Source organism: Streptomyces sp. NPDC059906 (genome assembly GCF_042730645.1).
In the GTDB taxonomy this organism is placed as follows: Bacteria; Actinomycetota; Actinomycetes; order Streptomycetales; family Streptomycetaceae; genus Streptomyces; species Streptomyces rubrogriseus.
Map to the genome: position 1 here is coordinate 43,117 of NZ_JBHWKU010000019.1, position 19,179 is coordinate 62,295.

12 protein-coding genes and 4 tRNA genes are annotated in these 19,179 nt (G+C 71.5%); 7 read left to right on the forward strand and 9 right to left on the reverse strand.

Annotated elements, in window-relative coordinates; translation table 11 throughout:
• Positions 1-51 precede the first annotated feature (51 nt).
• Together ACFV9J_RS26190 and ACFV9J_RS26195 are read right to left on the reverse strand one after the other, a co-directional pair.
• Entirely contained in the window at positions 52-1,668 is a 1,617-nt protein-coding gene (locus ACFV9J_RS26190) for a tetratricopeptide repeat protein (RefSeq protein ID WP_385357708.1), read from the reverse strand.
• A gap of 211 nt (positions 1,669-1,879) precedes the next feature.
• The gene (locus ACFV9J_RS26195; RefSeq protein ID WP_385357710.1) at positions 1,880-2,344 is read right to left on the reverse strand and encodes a hypothetical protein; all 465 of its coding nucleotides are present in this window, start codon (positions 2,342-2,344) and stop codon (positions 1,880-1,882) included.
• A 319-nt stretch (positions 2,345-2,663) separates the two neighbouring features.
• Here ACFV9J_RS26195 and ACFV9J_RS26200 point away from each other — a divergent pair, with 319 nt between their 5' ends.
• Positions 2,664-4,280, forward strand: a complete 1,617-nt coding sequence (locus tag ACFV9J_RS26200) for a translation initiation factor 2 (protein ID WP_385357712.1) — start codon at positions 2,664-2,666, stop codon at positions 4,278-4,280.
• 32 nt (positions 4,281-4,312) lie between these two features.
• On the opposite strand, the gene ACFV9J_RS26205 is transcribed toward ACFV9J_RS26200, so the two are convergent.
• The gene (locus tag ACFV9J_RS26205; protein ID WP_385357714.1) at positions 4,313-6,229 is read right to left on the reverse strand and encodes a hypothetical protein; all 1,917 of its coding nucleotides are present in this window, start codon (positions 6,227-6,229) and stop codon (positions 4,313-4,315) included.
• A gap of 250 nt (positions 6,230-6,479) precedes the next feature.
• A complete protein-coding gene (locus tag ACFV9J_RS26210) occupies positions 6,480-7,085 on the reverse strand; it encodes a type ISP restriction/modification enzyme (protein ID WP_385357936.1) in 606 nt (201 codons plus the stop codon).
• On the opposite strand from ACFV9J_RS26210, the gene ACFV9J_RS26215 reads away from it, so the two are divergent.
• Positions 7,008-7,364 (forward strand): DUF6907 domain-containing protein, encoded by a 357-nt coding sequence (locus tag ACFV9J_RS26215; RefSeq protein WP_385357716.1) that lies wholly within the window; start codon positions 7,008-7,010, stop codon positions 7,362-7,364. The two genes, ACFV9J_RS26210 and ACFV9J_RS26215, sit on opposite strands and share 78 nt — an antisense overlap.
• Positions 7,365-7,452: 88 nt before the next feature.
• Here the strand turns inward: ACFV9J_RS26215 and ACFV9J_RS26220 are convergent.
• The 5 genes from ACFV9J_RS26220 to ACFV9J_RS26240 all read right to left on the reverse strand — a co-directional run bounded on the left by ACFV9J_RS26220 (position 7,453) and on the right by ACFV9J_RS26240 (position 12,881).
• Positions 7,453-7,525 (reverse strand) — tRNA-Lys (locus tag ACFV9J_RS26220).
• A 120-nt stretch (positions 7,526-7,645) separates the two neighbouring features.
• Positions 7,646-9,181 carry an amino acid permease gene (locus ACFV9J_RS26225; protein WP_385357719.1) on the reverse strand — a complete coding sequence of 512 codons (1,536 nt, stop codon included), beginning with the start codon at positions 9,179-9,181 and terminating at the stop codon, positions 7,646-7,648.
• A 162-nt stretch (positions 9,182-9,343) separates the two neighbouring features.
• On the reverse strand, positions 9,344-11,548 hold the full coding sequence (locus tag ACFV9J_RS26230) for a DEAD/DEAH box helicase (RefSeq protein ID WP_385357721.1): 2,205 nt from the start codon (positions 11,546-11,548) through the stop codon (positions 9,344-9,346).
• A 328-nt stretch (positions 11,549-11,876) separates the two neighbouring features.
• Positions 11,877-12,434, reverse strand: a complete 558-nt coding sequence (locus ACFV9J_RS26235) for a hypothetical protein (protein ID WP_385357723.1) — start codon at positions 12,432-12,434, stop codon at positions 11,877-11,879.
• A gap of 96 nt (positions 12,435-12,530) precedes the next feature.
• A complete protein-coding gene (locus tag ACFV9J_RS26240) occupies positions 12,531-12,881 on the reverse strand; it encodes a metallopeptidase family protein (RefSeq protein ID WP_011029427.1) in 351 nt (116 codons plus the stop codon).
• A gap of 71 nt (positions 12,882-12,952) precedes the next feature.
• Here ACFV9J_RS26240 and ACFV9J_RS26245 point away from each other — a divergent pair, with 71 nt between their 5' ends.
• The 5 genes from ACFV9J_RS26245 (at position 12,953) to hrpA (ending at position 19,100) form a co-directional block, all read left to right on the forward strand.
• On the forward strand, positions 12,953-14,638 hold the full coding sequence (locus tag ACFV9J_RS26245; RefSeq protein WP_385357726.1) for a metallophosphoesterase: 1,686 nt from the start codon (positions 12,953-12,955) through the stop codon (positions 14,636-14,638).
• An 80-nt stretch (positions 14,639-14,718) separates the two neighbouring features.
• Positions 14,719-14,791, forward strand: a tRNA-Glu gene (locus tag ACFV9J_RS26250).
• Positions 14,792-14,825: 34 nt separating this feature from the next.
• Positions 14,826-14,900: transfer RNA gene (locus ACFV9J_RS26255), tRNA-Asp, on the forward strand.
• Positions 14,901-14,924: 24 nt separating this feature from the next.
• Positions 14,925-14,998, forward strand: a tRNA-Phe gene (locus ACFV9J_RS26260).
• Positions 14,999-15,116: 118 nt separating this feature from the next.
• On the forward strand, positions 15,117-19,100 hold the full coding sequence (gene hrpA / locus ACFV9J_RS26265; RefSeq protein ID WP_385357729.1) for an ATP-dependent RNA helicase HrpA: 3,984 nt from the start codon (positions 15,117-15,119) through the stop codon (positions 19,098-19,100).
• Positions 19,101-19,179: the final 79 nt, after the last annotated feature.

Consider the following 19,179-nt stretch of genomic DNA (forward strand, 5'->3'; position numbering starts at 1 on the left):
GTGGTCAGCTGCGCCGGGTCCGGTGCCGGACCGATCCGCCGAGCGGAATCATCAGGATTGTCCCACCCGGGAAACGTTCCAGGCGTGTTCGTGACGGCTGTGGAGGGTGTCGGGGTGGTCCGGGCCCAGCACGCGGGCCCGGTCGGCGGCCACCCGCTCCGCCACCTCCGCCACCTCCGCGTGACGCCCGGACCGACCGAGGTTCATGGCGAGGTTGTGACGGCTCTGGAGGGTGGCGGGATGATCCCGCCCCAGCACCCGGGCCCGATCGACGGCCACCCGCTCCACCACCTCCGCCGCCTCCGCTTCACGCCCGGCCCGGCCGAGGTACAAGGCATGGTTGTGGCGGCTGTGGAGGGTGGCGGGGTGATCCTGCCCCAGCACCCGGGCCCGGTCGACGGCCACCCCCTCCATCAACTCCGCCGCCTCCGCGTGACGCCCGGCCCCACTCAGGTTCATGGCGAGGTTGTGACGGCTCTGGAGGGTGTCGGGGTGGTCCCGCCCCAGCACCCGGGCCCGGTCGGCGGCCACCCGCTCCACCACCACCGCCGCCTCCGCCTCCCGCCCCGCCCGGCCGAGGTACAAGGCCTGATGGTGACGGCTGTGAAGGGTGTCGGGATGGTCCGGGCCCAAGGTGCGGGCCTGGTCGGCGGCCAGTTGCTCCATCAGCCGGGCTGCGGCCAGCGGGCCACCGGCCTTGGCCGTCTGCTGTGCCTCGGTGTAGCGGCGGGTCGGCTCCTGTGTGGCGGAGCCGGCCGTGGCGGCGCGGGTTGGTTGGGGACCGGAGCTGGGGGGTGCGTGGTGCGACAACAGGCGGGTGATCGCGTCGGACCAGGGCGTGGTGGTCGGGTCCTGCTCCGGCGGGCTCCAGGCCGAGTCGATGGTCTGGAGGATCTGCGTGAGGGTGGGCCGGTCGCCCGGCTCCTTGGCCAGACAGGAGCCCACAAGATCGCGGAAGCCGTCGGGGACGTCGTCCAGGCGGGGGGCGCCGTCCACAATGCGGCGCAGCAGGGCCAGGGGCTGGCCTTCCCCGAACGGACCCACCCCCGTGGCCGCGAAGGTCAACACGGCACCGAGCGCGAACACATCGCTGGCAGGCCCTTGTACGGCGCCGTCGACCTGTTCGGGGGACATGAAGCCGGGGGTGCCCATGACCATGCCGGTGGTGGTCAGCGCCGTGCCGTCCACCGCACGGGCGATGCCGAAGTCGATGAGCCGCGGCCCGTCGGCGGCCAGCAGCACGTTGGACGGTTTGATGTCGCGGTGCAGCACCCTGGCGGCATGGATGGCCTGCAAGGCTTCGGTCAGCCCGGCGGCCAGCGGCCACAACGACTGCAGCGGCAGCGGTCCGGTCTGGGCCACCGCCGAGGCCAGGTCGGGCCCCGGCACGTACACCGTCGCCAGCCATGGCGGGTCGCCTTCGGTTTCGGCGCCGACGATCGGGGCGGTGAAGGCCCCGCTGACGGATCGGACGGCCGCGACTTCATGACCGAACCGGCGCCTGAAGTCGGCCTGACAGGCCAGGTTCGGATGGATGACCTTCACCGCCACCGCCCGGCCGGAGGGAGATGTGCCCAGGTACACCCGGCCCATCCCGCCCTCGCCCAGCCGCCTGCGCAGAGCATAGGGACCGATCTGCCGTGGGTCGTCCGCCGCCAACGCTTCCATCGCGCCTCCCCCTAGAGCCGTGAACCACCGTGCTTCAGATCGACACCGCCAAGGCCTCTGCCCACTCCTTCCCCGTGGGCAGCCTGCACACCCTCGGTGCCGTCGGACCCGCTCGGCTGCGGCAGGTCTGCCGGACCCCGCCTCGAAAACGAAGCAGCGCTGCAGGTCTGCCCGACGGCGCGGCGGCTGTGGCATGGAAGATCGAGATCCGTTACAGGCTGCCCAGACCGGCCACTGCTCGCTGCGCCTCGACGATGAAGGCCGTCCGGGCCTCCTGCAACTGATCCAGTGCCTCGTGGCGCAGCATACTGTCGATGAATCCCTTTGCGGCGACCGCGACTTCCGCGGGCCCTTCGAGAGCGACACCGGCGTAGGCTCGCTGCATAACCAGCTCTTCATCACCGGTGCCCCGGCCGCCTCGTTCCGCGAGGAGCCTCGCTTCCACGGCGCAGAGAAACTCGGCATAGACCTGGCGCCGGAGCGCGATCGCACGTTGGCCGTCGGCGCCCCGGAGCGTGATGCGGACCGACTCCAGTAGCGCTTCCGCCTGGCGGTCCGCCGCATCACGGGCTGCCTGTGCCTGGCGCAGGCCGGCGCCTCTGGCGTACCAACCCGTGACAACGCTCCCCACGATCGCTGCGCCCGCGGCCAGCAGTGCGATTCCCCATTCACTCATGCATCCAGCATTAAGCACCCGCGCAGTGCGGTGCCTGGTTCGGGCCACCTATGTCCTCCGATCCGCCACAATCCAGTTCCGCCGAGGCCGGTACGATCGGGACATGGCTCACGAGGACGCCGATAAGGTCGCCCCAACCTGCACAAACAGCACTCATCGGCTGCCGGCCTCGAATAGAATTGATCATTGGGGCGACGGGCGACGGGCGACGGGCGACGGGCGACGGGCGACGGGCGACGGGCGACGGGCGACGGGCGACGGGCGACGGGCGACGGGCGACGGGCGACGGGCGACGGTGCTGCTCGCCGCCCGCTCGACAGTGGCTCTGTATCGGCTACTTGACGTACTCCCCGCACTCTCCGGCGACGCCCGGATCACCCGGCTCTTCACCCTCGTCCCCGGATCCGACTTCGGCGTCGACGTGTTCTCCGCGATCGAACGCGTCGGTGGCACCCTGATCCCGTGGAGCGAGGCCCCCACCCGCTCCTACGACCTCGTCCTCGCGGCCAGTCCCAAAGGTGAACTGCGCCTTCTCCGCGGCCGGCAGGTGCTGCTGCCGCACGGCGCCGGCTACAACAAGGCCATCCCCGACGAGGGTTCGGACTCGGCGTCCGGGCTGGACCCCGAGCTGCTGCTCCGCGAGGGCGGCGACGACGTCCCGATCGCCCTCCACGCGCTCGCCCACCCCGACCAGCTCACCCGCGTGGCCGCCGCGGACCCGCGCGCCGCCGACGGCGCGAAGGTCGTCGGCGACCCCACCCTGGAGCGCCTCCTCGCCTCGCTTCCGCTACGTGCTCGGTACCGCGCAGCGCTGGGAACGGGGCCCCGCAAGCTCCTCGTACTCGCATCGACCTGGGGCCCGGAGTCCCTGCTGGGCCGCCGCCCCGACCTGCCCGCTCAACTGGCGGCCCACCTCTCGTACGACACCCATCAGTTGGCGTTGTTGGTTCACCCCAACGAGCACAGCCGGCTGGGCACCTACGAGCTGACCGAGCGGCTCGCCCCCGCCCTCGACGCGGGCGTGATCCTCGTCCGGCCGCACGAGCAGTGGGCGTCCTTCCTGATCGCCGCCGACGCGCTGGTCACCGACCATGGATCCGCCGCTCTGTACTACTGCGCCGCGCAGGACCGGCCCGTCGTCAGCGCCTGCCGGGGCGAGTCCGAACTGATCCCGGGCACCCCCATGGACCAGCTCCTGAGCCGCATACCGAGACTCGGTCCCGCCGACACCGTCGAACAGGCCTTCGCCGACTACCGGCCGGGAACGGGCGAAGCGGCGGCCCGAGCCGCCTTCGCGCACCGGGGAAGGGCACTGAACCTGCTGCGCGCGGAGCTGTACGCCCTCCTCGGCATGACGCCGCCCGCCGTCCCCTGCGCGCCCCGTCTGCTGCCCCGGCCGCTCCCCGCCGAACGCCTCCCCACGGCCTTCGACGTGGACGCCGACGCGACCGACCGGGGCGTTCGCGTCGTCCGGCGGCCCGTCGGAATCGGCCCGCCCGGCGATCACCTCGCCGCGGAGGACGGAGCCGCGAGCCAGGCACTCGTCCGCTCCGCGGGACTGCTGTACCGGCGTCCGCTCCCGGCCCCGGCGGACCGGTCGGCGCTCTCCTGGACGTCGGACGGCTGGACGCGCCACGCCCTGTCGACATATCCGGGATGCCGCTCGGCCGCCGCGATCCTTCCGTCGGGCCTGCTGCTGTTCCGAACGCGAGGCCATAGCGATGCGTACGCCGTCGAGGTCGAGCCCCACACCGAGGACGGCCGGGTGACGCGCCCGGATCCGGCCGCGGCGGCGTCGGCGGTCCACGCCTGGCTGCTGCGCCGGTCCCCCGCCGACACCGCGACGCCCAGCCGCCTGAGCTGCGTCGCCGGGGACCGCGCCTACGCCCTCGTGCTGCGCCGGGCCACCGCGGACGAGACCGCGGGACTCTTCTGACGCCGGACGCGTCGCCCCCGCTCCCCGTCGCGCTACCCGTCCAGCCCGCTGAGACGCCTGATGTCGGCGGCAGCCGCACGGTGTTCCGCCTCCTCGGTACTCCGCCCCTCCGCCCGGCACAGCTCGGCCAGCGCGTCGTGGACCCGGGCCTGGTCGAATCCCGACCGACGACGGCGGGCGGCGTTCAGGGACTCCTCGTAGAACGGGCGGGCCTGTTCCGTCCGGCCGAGCCGGCACAGCACACCGGCGAGCGCGAAACCGGTACGGCGGCTCATCCGCTCCCGTTCCTGCGCCACCGCCATGCCGTGGGCCTCGGCGAGCAGCTCACGGGCCGGTTCCAGCTCACCGAGCTTCGCCCTGGCCAACCCCATCCGGTATGTCTGGAGCATGACTCCGTAGGGATTGGGGATCTCGGCGTGCATCTGGCGCGACCGCGCGAACTCGGCGACCGCGGCGTCCCAGTCGTCCCGGGCCCCGGCGAGCATGCCTCGGGACTCGAGCAACGACGCGGCGAGCTTGCGCCCCACCTCGTCGTCACCCAGCAGCCCGAGCACCGCACCGGCACGGTCGAGCTGTGCCGCCGCCTCGTCCAGGAGCCCGGCCTCCCACAGGTGGCGGGCGAGCTGGCAGCGCGTACGCACCAGCCACGCCGCCCGGGCACCGTCCCGGACCGCCGAGTCGACGGCGAGCCGCAGGGCCCCGACGACATCCGCCCGGTGCGGATGGTCCAGCGCGTACGTCCACACCGCCTCGGAGAGCGCCACCACCTCGGCGTCCATCCCCCGCTCGTGCGCCAGGCGCAGCGACGCGAACAGCACATGCCGCTCGTCGTGCAGCCAGGCGGAGGCGCGGTCGGTACGCGCCGTCCTCTCCGTCTCGTCGGCCGCCGCGCGCGGATCCTCCAGCGTGGCGTCCGGCGCGCCCTCCACGGCGGGGAACGGGGCACCGACGAGCAGCCGCGGACCGGCGGCGAACCGGTCGGCGCGCTGGAACTGCCGGACCAGCCACCGCAGGAGCCGTTCCACGCCCTCGCGGGTCTCGTCCGGCCGGGCGTCCTGACGCGAGCGGCGCAGCGCGTGGGCGCGCAGCGGGCCGGGCAGCCGCATCCGCCCGTTCGCCGAGGCCAACACGTCGCTCAGGTCGAGGAGCCCGGCCCGGTCCAGCTCCTCCAGCGCCTCCTCACATTCCTCCGGCCCCCGGCCCAGCAGCGCGGTGGCGGAGTCCAGGGTGAAGGTGGTGGAGGGATGGTGGGGAAGCAGCCGGTACGCCCGCGTGGCGGCGGGCGACAGACCCTCGTACACGGTGTCCCAGAAGCGCTCCACGCCGGGCACTCCGTTCTCCGCCCACACGTCCCGCAGCCGCGAGACGAGGCGGGACAGGGGGCGCAACCGGTGTTCGCGCACCCACCCGGCGGCCACGTGCAGTGCGGCCGGGTGGCCTTCGCACAGGCGGACCAGCGCCCGGACGGACTCGGGTTCGGCGGCCAGCCGGGGGTCGCGTACGACCAGTTCCAGCAGTTCGGTGGCGGCCCGCTCCTCCAGCGGCGGCAGCGCGATGCCCAGGGCGGCGCCGTCCACCAGGTCGCGCAGCGGCGCGTGGCTGGTGACGATCACGAGGCTGTCCCCGGACGCCGGCAGCAGCGGGACGATCTCCGAGGCGTAGCGCGCGTTGTCCACGACGAGGATCAGCCGCGCGCCGTCCGTCCTGTTCCAGTACTGCTTGCACCGTGCCGCGAAGTCCTGCGCGACGAAGCCGGGCTCCGCGTCCAGCGCCACGAGCAGCTCCGTGAGCACGTTCCCGGGATCGGCCCCGCTGCCCTGCCGGAAGTCGTCCAGGTCCACGGAGAGGATCCCGTCGGGGTAGCCGTACGTGTCGCGCAGGACTCGGGCGAGCAGCCGCGCCAGTTCGGTCTTGCCGATGCCCTGCGGTCCGCTGAGTGTCACGAGCATCGGCCGCGACCGCCCCGTCCACTCCCTGCGCGCGCTCAGCACCCGCTCTCGCGGTTCCTCGCGGTCGACGAAGCACACCGGCTCAGGAGGAAGCTGCACTGTCACGGCGCCGACCCGCCCTTCACATCAGAACCCCGGCCGCCCCGGGTGCCGCACGTAACACCTCACCCTAGTCTCCAAGTTGGCCTGCCTCGCCGCAGGCGGCAGGCCCGCCGGGAAGCTGCACGTAGTTCGGGGGCCGCTTTCTCGCTTACAGGTCGAATAGTGTGTCGCCCGCGTCCGATGTCGCCTTCAGCGCCTTGGCTGCCTCTGTGGGAACGGGGAGGATCCCCGCTGCGGTCAGGTCCAACACCGTGATCAGTGGACCTGCGCACACGTCATTGAAGAGATCGGCCTGTGCCGGCTCCTCTCGCACGAGCAGGCCGAGGACATTCAGCAACTCCAGCAGTTCCGTTGTCCATGAGGGAAGCCAGCGCCGAGCTACCTCGTGGTCCAGTTCGAGGTGTCGTTTGCCTGCGGGGTTCCTCCGACGGTAGCCGAACCACTTGTCGAGAACGTTCATCCCGGACACTTGGTACTCCCGGACCGCGCGTGGCACCGGACTGATCCGTCCACTGCCGACCCACAGATCCTCTGACACGGGGTCGTACGCCGGCTTCTCCGGCATGGCTTCCGCATCGTCCGGGATCTCCTCGACGCATCGAGGGCGGTCGCGTGGTAGCAGCACCCTCCCGTACGGCCTCCCGGCCGTCTCGTCGACGTACCGCTCGCCGTAGGTGTGCAGCCACAGGACTCGCCGGCCAATGGCAACTGCCCGCTCCCACAAGCAAGGGTCAACAGTGAGGGGTATCCGCAGAGCATCAGCCCGGCGGCTGCCGCGTCGACATCACGCACGCGAGCCCTGACCTTCACCGACCGCCCACCCGGTCACGTCCCCTTCATGAACGTCGAGATGGATGGCGACTGGCACCCGCACAGTTCCGACGATGTGCGCCGCCTCTCGGAGCCCCTCACGGCACACGCGGATCGGCTCCGGGAGCTTGCCGACCGCCTCGACGGTCTCACCAACGCCTTCGATGCCACAAAGGGGACCACGCCTGGGGCGGCGAACCCTGAGAAAGGACGCGGCAGCTGAACTCCACACGTGGGCGTGGCCCCGGCCAGGAGGACTGGTCGGGGCCACGAAACCACTGGTCAGAGCCACAGAACGGCCCTGGCCTCGGTAGGCCCTGTGGGACTCGAACCCACAACCAATGGATTAAAAGTCCACTGCTCTGCCAATTGAGCTAAGGGCCCAGGCGGTGTGTCGTGCGGTGCTGCGTGATGTTGCCACACCGAGCATAGCCCGCCGCGGCCGGGACGCCGATCGGGTATCGGGGTCCCGGCCGCGTCGGAGGGCGGCGGGAGCAGGGCGGGCTACGGGTCCACCGGCTCGGGGGCGTTCGCGCGGGAGGCCGCGCGGGCGCGGGTGCGTTCGTGGTCCGGGTTGAGGAACCAGTGCCGGGCCGAGGCCAGCCACCAGGTGGCGGCGAAGCCCAGCACGACCAGGACGGCGATCGGCGCGTAGTTGAAGGTCTCCCAGGTGACCGGGGAGACCTGGGGCAGCATGAACAGCACCGTGATGACGCCGACCCACGTCACCGCCACCACGCCGATCACCTGCGACCAGCGGCCCAGGTGCCAGGGCCCGCGTTCGAAGGCGGCGCCCTTGCGGACGCGGAGGAGGGTCGGGATGACGTACGCGATGTAGAGGCCGATGACCGCGATCGACGTCACGGCGGCGTATGCCGTGACGTTGATCAGGTACGGGAGGCCGAGGACCAGGGCGGCGAGGGCGGCCAGCCAGACTGCTGCGACGGGCGTGCGGGTGCGCGGGTTCACCGAGTGCCAGATGTGGGAGTAGGGGAGCGCGCCGTCTCGGGAGAAGGCGTAGATCATGCGGCTGTTGGCCGTCACCGACGCCATGCCGCAGAAGAGTTGGGCGCCGATCACGACGAGGAGCAGGAGTTTGCCCGCCGTCGCGCCGAGGGCGTCGAGCAGGATCTGTGCGGGCGGGGCGCCGGTCGGGGACGTCAGGGCGCCGTCGTAGGACTGGATGGCGAAGGTGAAGCCGAGGAGGAGGACGAAGCCCGCGATCCAGGAGGTCCAGATGGAGCGGACGATGCCCTTGGGGCCGGCCGTGGACGCGTCGTGCGTCTCCTCGGTCATGTGGGCGGAGGCGTCGTAGCCGGTGAAGGTGTACTGGGCCATCAGGAGGCCGATCAGGACGACGTACACCCCGCTGCTCCAGCCCGTGTTGTTCACGAACTCGCCGAAGACGAAGGACGCCGACTGGTGGTGGTCGGGCGCGAAGGTCAGGGCGCCGACGATGACCGCGACGCCCAGGACGTGCCACCACACGCTCACGCTGTTCAGCAGGCCCACGATGCGGACGCCGAAGGTGTTGAGGAGGCCGTGGAGGATCAGGATCGCGGCGAAGAGGAGGATGGTGCGGCCCGGTGTCACCTCGAAGTCGAACTGGAGGTTCAGGTACGCGCCCAGGAAGGACGCGGCGCCGAAGTCGATGCCGGCGGTGACCGCGACCTGGCCCAGCACGTTGAACCAGCCCGTGAACCACGCCCAGGCCGCCGCCGTGCGCGGGGGTGCCAGGCGGTGCGCCCAGAAGTACAGGCCCGCCGAGGTGGGGTACGCCGAGCAGATCTCGGCCATCGCCAGGCCGACGAAGAGCGTCATCAGGCCGACGGCGACCCAGCCCCACGTGATGACGGCGGGGCCGCCCGTGTTCATGCCGAAGAGGTAGAGGGTCAGGCAGCCCGACAGGACCGAGATGATCGTGAACGAGACCGCGTAGTTGGAGAACGCCGACATGCGGCGGGCCAGAACCTGGGTGTAGCCGAGCTGGGCCAGCCGTTCCTCGTCCGACAGCCCACTCGCCTTGGCGTCATCTGTCATGCCCCCAGCAATTCCCTTGCGGCGAGCGTGACATGCGTCACGCCGGGGACTTCGTGGCCGGAACCGGACCGCAACGCGAAGCGCCGTGGCCTCCACCCGGCGGGGCGGAGGCCACGGCGCTTCTCAGACGTTCAGAAGTTCAGACGTTCTGACGTTCTGACGTCAGCCGTTGCGCTTCCAGCGCGGCTTGTCGTCACGGCGGCCGAAGGACGAACCGCGGTGGTCGCCCCGGTGGTCGTCGCGGCGGCCGTACGGACGGTCGTGACCGCCGGAGCGGAAGCCGGGGCGGTCGCCCTGACGGTCGCGGTTGAACGGGCGGTCGCTGCCACGGTGCCCGCCGCGCTCGCCGCGGTCGTCACGGCGCTCGAAGGAACGGCCACCACGGTCGCCCCGGTCGTCGCGGCGGAAACCGCCACGGTCGTCACGCCGGTCGAACGAACGCCCACCGCGGTCACCGCGGTCACCGCGGTCGTCACGGCGCTCGAAGGAACGGCCGCCACGGTCGTCCCGACGGTCGTCACGGCGGTCGAACGAACGCCCACCACGGTCACCGCGGTCGTCACGACGCTCGAAGGAACGGCCACCACGGTCGCCCCGGTCGTCGCGGCGGTCGAACGAACGCCCACCACGGTCACCCCGGTCGTCACGACGCTCGAAGGAACGGCCACCACGGTCGCCCCGGTCGTCGCGGCGGAAACCGCCACGGTCGTCACGCCGGTCGAACGAACGCCCACCGCGGTCACCGCGGTCGTCCCGACGGTAGTCGCGGCGGTCGTACGAGCGCTCGCGGTCGTTGCCGCCGCGCTCCGCCTTCTCCACGTCCCGGGCGCCGGACTGCTCGGGCAGCGAGACCTCCGGCTCGGCCACGGTCGCGGCCACCTCGGCCAGTACCGTCTCCGGGTCCTCGCCGCGCTCCCGCGCGACCCTGGCGACCAGGCGGTCCGCCTCCTCGCGCAGCTCGTTGGCGCGGCGCTGGGCCCGCTCCAGCTCCTTGGTGAGCTGACCGACCTCGCGCTCGGCCTGCTGCGCCGCGTTGCCCGCGGACTCGGCCTGGACCTCGGTCATCGACCGGGCGCCGGTGATCTCGGCGACCTCGGGGTCGAAGGCGGCGCCGCCCTGGATGATGTGGCGCGTGGCGTCGACGCCCGCGTCCTCCATCAGCCGGAAGATCTGGCGGCGCTGGTGCGGGAGGGACAGCGACACGACCGTGCCGGTACGGCCCGCGCGCGCCGTACGGCCGGCCCGGTGCAGGTAGTCCTTGTGGTCGCCGGCCGGGTCCACGTTCAGGACCAGGTCGATGCCGTCGACGTGGATGCCGCGGGCGGCGACGTCGGTGGCGACCAGGACGTTGACGTAGCCGTCCTTGAAGTCGGCCAGCGTGCGGGTGCGCGCGCCCTGGGTCATGCCGCCGTGCAGCGCGTCCGCCTTGGCACCGGCGTCGCGCAGCTGCTCGGCGACCCGGTCGGCGCCCAGCTGGGTGCGGACGAAGATGATGGTGCGGCCCTTGCGGGAGGCGATGGCCGCGGTGACCGGCGCCTTGTCCTTGGGCTTCACGACCAGGATGTGGTGCGACATGGTCGTCACCGCGCCCTGGGCCGCGTCGACCTCGTGGTGGACCGGGTCCTTCAGGTACCGGTCGACGAGGGTCTTGATCTCGTTCTCCATCGTGGCGGAGAACAGCATCCGCTGGCCGCCGGCCGGGACCTGGTCGAGCAGCTCGGTGACCTCGGGCAGGAAGCCCAGGTCGGACATCTGGTCGGCCTCGTCGAGGACCGCGATCTGCACGTTCTCCAGGGAGCAGGCGCCGCGGTTGATGATGTCGCGCAGGCGGCCCGGGGTGGCGACCAGGATGTCGACGCCCTTCTCCAGGGCGTAGATCTGGTTGCCCATGGAGGTGCCGCCGCAGACGACCTTCATCCGCAGACCGACGACGTCGCCGTACGGCTGGAGCGCGTCGGCGACCTGCATGGCCAGCTCGCGGGTCGGGGTGAGGATGACGGCGCGGGGCTTGTGCTTCTCGGTGCGGCCGCCGGCCAGCGTGGCCAGGGTCGGCAGACCGAAGGAGAGGGTCTTGCCGGAGCCGGTGCGGCCCCGGCCGAGGATGTCCTTGCCCGCCAGCGCGTCCGGGATGGTCGCGGCCTGGATCGGGAAGGGGGTGGTCACGCCGTTCTGCGCGAGCTTGCGCACGACGCCCTCGGGCAGACCGAGGTCGGCGAACGTCGGCTCGGGAGCCGCCTCGGGAGCCTCGACGGCCTCCGGGGACTCGGTGGTCGCGGAGGCGGCTACGGCCTCGACGGCCTCCGGCGCGCCCTCTACGCCTTCGGCGTTTCCGGGCACGACGACGTGGTCAGTACTGGTCATGGACATGCGAATGCGAAACCTTCCGGAGTCTCTCGTCGGCACGCGCCCGTCAACTCCGTGAATCGCGATTCGCAATACGACCGCCTCGATGCGGTCCACCACGGCAAGGGGAGAGTACGCGCCACACGGCGCGCTCTGCGGTGGCGCCGGGCAAATGGGATCAAACGATCTACCACCATACGCACCCTCCACCCCCGAAGGCAAACCGGCAGCACACGCCCGGCTCAGCCCCAGCTCAGCGGCCTGCGGATCTCAGCAGCCTGTGGATCTCAGCGGCCTGTGGATCCCCCGGCCGCCGGCCTGCCCGACCGAGCCGCGCCCCGTCCACCCCGCCCTACGCCGGCGTCCCGGCCGCCGGTGCCGGCTCCCGCTGCTCCAGCTGGGTCCCGGGCGGTTCGTGCGCCGACGAGGACGGCTCGGCCACCGTCGGGTCCGGCGTCGGGGAGGCGGGCGGCTCCTCGGTCGGCGTCGGCTCCGGCTCGGCCGTCCGGGTGGGCTCCGCGGGCGGCGTCCGGGTGGGCTCGGGTCCGTGGTTCCCGCCGTTCGGCGGCGGGGCCCCCGTCGGATGCGCGGCGGGAGGAGCCGAGGCGGACGCGTCCTTCCCCTTGCCGCCCTCGCCGCCCTTCCCCTTGCCGGCGCCCCCGGCCCGGTCCCCGCCCGCGCCCTTCTTCCCCTTGCCGTGCCCCTCGTCGGCGGCCGCCGCGCCGTACCCGGCGTTCCCCCCGGAGACCGCGGGGCCGCCCTCCGGCGCCTCGCCGCCCCGCTCCCCGGCGGACCGGGACGGCCTGGCGCCCCCGCCGGACCCGCCGTCGCCGACGCTCATGCAGCCGGCGGCGGCGACGACGGCCAGGGCGGTGGCCGCCATACGGACAGGTACGTACAAGGGGCGCACGGGCGGCCACCTCCGGGGGTCAAGGAGTCGACGTGCCCAACTCCCGTCACCCACAAGAGGACACGCGCCCGGCGAGGCGGACTTGACCCGAGCGCGTCACCCGTACCCGAGGGAGTGCAGCCGCGCGTCGTCGATCCCGAAGTGGTGGGCGATCTCGTGAACGACCGTCACCTCGGTCTCGGCGACCACGTCTTCACGCGTCGCGCAGAACCGCAGCGTCGGCCCCCGGTAGATGGTGATCCGGTCCGGCAGCACGCCCGCGTACCACTCCCCGCGCTCCGTCAGCGGCGTCCCCTCGTACAGCCCGAGCAGCTCGGGATCGTCCGCCGGCGGTTCGTCCTCGACGAACACCGCGACGTTGTCCATCAGCCGCGTCAGCTCCGGCGGGATCCGGTCCAGGGCTTCGGCGACCAGTTCCTCGAACTCCTCGCGCGTCATCTCCAGCACAGGACCATTGTCGGGTACGACCGTGGAGTACGACCCGCATATCCGCCCCGGGCCACGGGCATACGGGACCAATGGCCCGCGTCCCCGCCGCAGCCCCGCACGCCCTGGCCGAGGTGATGAACCCCATCCGCAACGTCTCGCGCATCCTCACCCGCCGCTACCGCGACCGGCGCGCACGCCGCGGCCGGCCCGCGTCCGCCACCCCCGAACTCGCCGCCCGCTCACACCCCTGGACCCGGGCCGCGGGTCTGGTCGCCGTCGTCCTGCTCGGTGCCTGGCTGGGGCTGCTGGTCGTCGGCAACGTCCGGGCCCCGGTCGGCCCCATGAACACGACGATGACCCTGCGCCCGTCGCTGGCCGGCGGCACGAAGATCAACGTCTCGCCGCTGGGCGCCCTCCAGCTCGACAGCCACGTCGCCCCGGTCCGCCTCGACGTCAACGTCGACCAGCTCGACCCCGCCCGCGCCCAGGCCCTCGTCGACCACCCCGAACGCCTCTCCGGGCTCCAGGACGAGGTCGCCCAGGACGTCGAGCACGGCACGCTCGACCTGGCCGTCCGCTCCTGCGTGGCCGTCGTCACCGGCGCCACGGCCCTCGGCCTCGTCGTCTACCGCCGCCCCCGGCGCGCGCTCGCCGCCGGGGGACTCGCGCTCACCCTGCTGGTCGCCTCCGGCGGCACCGCCTACGCGACCTGGAACCCCGACTCCGTCCTGGAGCCGAAGTTCTCCGGCCTGCTCTCCTCCGCGCCCTCCCTGGTCGGCGACGCGCGCAGCATCGTGACCGAGTTCGACGTCTACCAGAAGGAGCTGGCCCGGCTGGTCACCAACGTGACCAAGCTCTACGACGTCACCTCGACGCTCCCCGCCTACCAGCCCGACCCGACCACGATCCGCGTCCTGCACGTGTCGGACATCCACCTGAACCCGGCGAGCTGGAAGATCATCGGCTCGCTGGTGGAGCAGTACAAGGTGAACGTGATCGTCGACTCCGGCGACACGATGGACCACGGCACCGCCGCGGAGAACGGCTTCCTGGACCCGATCGAGGACCTCGGCGCGCCCTACGTCTGGGTCCGCGGCAACCACGACTCGCGCGGCACCCAGGAGTACCTGAAACACCTGAAGAACGTGCACGTCCTGGACGACGGCCACGCCCGGACCGTCGCGGGCCTGCGCTTCGCCGGCATGGGCGACCCGCAGTACACCCCCGACCGCTCCAAGGCGGACGGCGCCGAGGCCTCCCAGGAACTGGCCGGCGCCCGCCTCGCCTCCGCCCTGCGCGACCAGAGCGCGGCCGGCACCCCCGTGGACATCGCCGTCACCCACGAGCCGTCGGCCGCCCGCGAGGTCGACGGCGATGTGCCCCTCGTCCTCGCGGGGCACCTCCACCACGAGGACATGGAGGTCATGAAGTACGGCACCCGGCTGCGCACCGAGGGCTCCACCGGCGGCAGCGGCCTGCGCGCGGTCGAGGGCAAGTACCCCGACCCCATCCAGGCGTCCATCCTCTACTTCGACCGGGACTCCCGGCGCCTCCAGGCGTGGGACGAGATCAAGCTCGGCGGTCTGGGCCTGACGACGGCCGAGGTGAGCCGCCACCTGCCGAAGGAGAACCAGCCGGGCGCGACCCCGTCCCCCTCCCCCACCAGCCCGTCCCCCTCCGTCCCCGGCTCCTCCCCCTCCGCCCCGGGCGCCTCCCGCTCCGCCGGCAGCCCCTCTCCCGCCACCCCGGAAAGCCCCGCCCCCAGCACTCCGTAAACCGTTTTGGCGATACCTCCCGCCATCCCATATGCTTCTGCTGTCCCCGACGCGCTGCGAAGCGCCCAGGCGGGCCGATAGCCCTCATCGTCTAGCGGCCTAGGACGCCGCCCTTTCAAGGCGGTAGCACGGGTTCGAATCCCGTTGGGGGCACGCGGTACATGTGCGACACTGTCGTACGAAGCTTGGTCCTGTGGAGCAGTTTGGAGTGCTCGCCACCCTGTCAAGGTGGAGGCCGCGGGTTCAAATCCCGTCAGGACCGCTGAGGTTTCACGTGAAACCTCGCGGCTGGGTAGCTCAGTTGGTACGAGCGATCGCCTGAAAAGCGATAGGTCGCCGGTTCGACCCCGGCCCCAGCCACAGCAAAGGCCCCGATCCTCGGATCGGGGCCTTGTTGTAGTTGCCTGCGTTGCCTGGACCGACGCCGCGGCAAAAGCGTTCGCCAGGTTTTTCCCGAGGATGAGATCCTGGAACCCGTATGTCTACGCATCCTGCCCCCGCCCTCGGCACCCTCGCCCCCCGGCTGACCGAGCTGTCGCTGCGCGACGCGCACCGGCTCGGCCGCAGGCTGGAAGGTGCGCGGAAGATCCGCAAGCCGGAGGCCCGCGCCGCCGTCCTCGCCGAGATCGAGACGGAGGTGGCCAAGGCCGAGCAGCGCATCGGCGAACGCCGGGCGCGCGTGCCCGCCGTCAGCTACCCCGAGCAGCTCCCGGTCAGCCAGAAGAAGGACGAGATCGCGGCGGCCATCCGTGATCACCAGGTCGTGATCGTCGCCGGTGAGACGGGGTCCGGGAAGACCACCCAGATCCCGAAGATCTGTGTCGAGCTGGGCCGTGGTGTCCGCGGCATGATCGGGCACACCCAGCCCCGCCGGATCGCCGCGCGCACCGTCGCCGAGCGGGTCGCGGACGAGCTGGACACCCCGCTCGGGGAGACCGTCGGCTGGAAGGTGCGGTTCACCGACCAGGTGAACCCGGAGTCCACCTTCATCAAGCTGATGACGGACGGCATCCTGCTCGCCGAGATCCAGACCGACCGCGAGCTGCGCGCCTACGACACGATCATCATCGACGAGGCCCACGAGCGGTCCCTCAACATCGACTTCCTGCTGGGCTACCTCGCCCAGCTGCTGCCCAAGCGGCCGGACCTGAAGGTCGTCATCACCTCGGCGACCATCGACCCGGAGCGCTTCTCGCGCCACTTCGGCGACGCCCCGATCGTCGAGGTCAGCGGACGTACGTATCCGGTGGAGGTGCGCTACCGGCCGCTGCTGGAGGAGGACGGCGACGACGCCGACCGGGACCAGATCACGGCGATCACCGACGCCGTCGAGGAGCTGATGGGCGAGGGCAAGGGTGACATCCTCGTCTTCCTCTCCGGCGAGCGCGAGATCCGGGACACGGCGGACGCGCTGGAGAAGAAGAAGTATCGGTTCACGGAAGTGCTGCCGCTGTACGCGCGGCTCTCGCACGCCGAGCAGCACCGTGTCTTCCAGCAGCACACCGGGCGCCGGATCGTCCTGGCGACCAACGTCGCCGAGACCTCCCTCACCGTGCCGGGCATCAAGTACGTCATCGACCCCGGTTTCGCCCGCATCTCCCGCTACAGCCACCGCACCAAGGTCCAGCGGCTGCCCATCGAGCCGGTCTCGCAGGCCAGCGCCAACCAGCGCAAGGGCCGCTGCGGCCGTACGTCCGACGGCATCTGCATCCGGCTGTACTCCGAGGACGACTTCACCGCGCGCCCGGAGTTCACGGACGCGGAGATCCTGCGGACCAACCTCGCCTCCGTCATCCTGCAGATGACTGCGGCCGGCCTCGGCGACATCGAGAAGTTCCCGTTCATCGACCCGCCGGACCACCGCAACATCCGCGACGGCGTGCAACTGCTCCAGGAGCTGGGCGCGCTCGACCCGGCGCAGAAGGACGTACGCAAGCGGCTGACCGACACCGGCCGCAAGCTCGCCCAGCTGCCCGTCGACCCGCGGCTGGCCCGGATGGTGCTGGAGGCGGACAAGAACGGCTGTGTCCGCGAGGTCATGGTCATAGCCGCCGCACTGTCCATCCAGGACCCGCGGGAGCGCCCCGCGGAGAAGCAGGCGCAGGCCGACCAGCAGCACGCCCGGTTCAAGGACGAGACCAGCGACTTCCTCGCGTTCCTGAACCTCTGGCGCTATGTGCGCGAGCAGCAGAAGGAGCGCGGCTCGTCGTCCTTCCGCCGGATGTGCAAGCAGGAGTACCTGAACTTCCTGCGCATCCGCGAGTGGCAGGACATCTACACGCAGCTGCGCACGGTCGCCCGGCAGATGGGCATCCACCTCAACGACGCCGACCAGGCGGCCCCCGACGACCGCGTCCACGTGTCCCTGCTGGCCGGGCTGCTCTCGCACGTCGGCATGAAGGACGTGAAGGACGCCGGAGGGGAGGGCGGGAGGAGCACGGGGAAGAACGAGTACCTGGGCGCGCGCAACGCCAGGTTCGCGATCTTCCCGGGCTCCGCGCTCTTCAAGAAGCCCCCGCGGTTCGTGATGTCGGCGGAGCTGGTGGAGACCTCCCGGCTCTGGGCCCGCGTCAACGCGAAGATCGAGCCCGAGTGGGTGGAGCCGCTCGCCGGGCACCTCCTCAAGCGCACCTACAGCGAACCGCACTGGGAGAAGGACCAGGCGGCGGTGATGGCGTACGAGAAGGTCACGCTGTACGGCGTACCGATCGTGGCGCAGCGCAAGGTGAACTACGGGCGGATCGATCCGGAGATCAGCCGCGAGCTGTTCGTCCGCAACGCGCTGGTGGAGGGCGACTGGCGCACCCACCACAAGTTCTTCGCCGACAACCGCAGGCTCCTGACCGAGGTCGAGGAGCTGGAGCACCGGGCGCGGCGCCGGGACATCCTGGTCGACGACGAGACGCTGTACGACTTCTACGACCAGCGGGTGCCCGAACACGTCGTCTCGGGTGCGCACTTCGACTCGTGGTGGAAGCACAAGCGGCACGAGCAGCCCGACTTCCTCGACTTCGAGCGCGAGATGCTCATCAACGAGAAGGCGGGGGCGGTCACCAAGGACGACTACCCGGACTCCTGGCGGCAGGGGCCGCTGAAGTTCCGGGTGACGTACCAGTTCGAGCCGGGTGCGGACGCCGACGGCGTGACCGTGCACGTGCCGCTCCAGGTGCTCAACCAGGTCACGGACGAGGGCTTCGACTGGCAGATCCCGGGCCTGCGCGAGCAGGTCGTCACGGAGCTGATCCGCTCCCTGCCCAAGCCGGTCCGCCGCAACTACGTGCCCGCGCCGAACTACGCCCAGGCGTTCCTGGACCGTGCCGTGCCCCTTCAGGAGCCGCTGACGGTGACCATGGCGCGGGAGTTGAAGCGCATGGTGGGGGTGCCGTTCGACGCGGAGGACTTCGACTGGTCGAAGGTGCCCGACCATCTGAAGATCACGTTCCGGATCGTCGACGAGCGGCGCCGCAAGCTCGCCGAGGACAAGGACCTGGAGGCGCTGAAGCTCCGGCTGCGTCCCAAGGCCCGCAAGGCGCTCTCGCAGGCCGCCGCGGCCACCGCGGAGCGCAGCGGCGGCGAGTCCGTGGAGCGCTCCGGGCTGACGGACTGGACGATCGGCACGCTGATGCGGGTCTTCGAGACCCGCCGGGCCGGCCAGCCGGTGAAGGCGTATCCGGCGCTGGTGGACGACGGGCCGAAGGCGGACACCGTCTCCGTCCGCCTCTTCGACACCGAGGCCGAGCAGACGCAGGCGATGTGGCGGGGCACGCGGCGGCTGATCCTGCGCAACATCCCGGTCAACCCCGCGAAGTTCGCGTCCGAAAAGCTGACCAACCAGCAGAAGCTGGGCCTGTCGGCGAATCCGCACGGTTCGATCCAGGCCCTGTTCGACGACTGCGCCATGGCGGCGGCGGACCGGCTGATCGCGGACTTCGGCGGCCCGGCCTGGGACGAGGAGTCGTACCGCAAGCTCTACGACAAGGTCCGCGCGGAGATCGTCGACACGACCGTCCGTACGGTGGGCCAGGTGCAGCAGGTGCTGGCGGCCTGGCAGGCCTGTGAGCGCCGCCTGAAGGCCGTACGCAGCCCGGCGCTGCTGGCGAACCTCCAGGACGTGCGGGGGCAGCTGGACGCGCTGGTGAAGCCCGGCTTCGTGACGGAGGCGGGAATCGGGCGGCTGCCGGACCTGATGCGCTACCTGGTCGCCGCGGACCGCCGGCTGCAGCAGATGCCGACCGGTGTGCAGCGGGACACGTCCCGCATGGAGAAGGTCCACGAGATGCGGGACGAGTACGCGTGGCTCCTCGAGCAGATGCCGCAGGGGCGGCCGGTGCCCCGGCAGGTCCTGGACGTCCGCTGGATGATCGAGGAGCTGCGGGTCAGCTATTTCGCCCACGCGCTGGGCACGGCGTACCCCGTCTCCGACAAGCGGATCGTGAAGGCCATCGACGCCCTCGCACCGTGACGAAGCCCGTACGGAGGGTGAGTTCGACCGGCGGCCCACCCTCCTGTACAGTCTCTTCTCGCAGCGCAACGCACAAGAA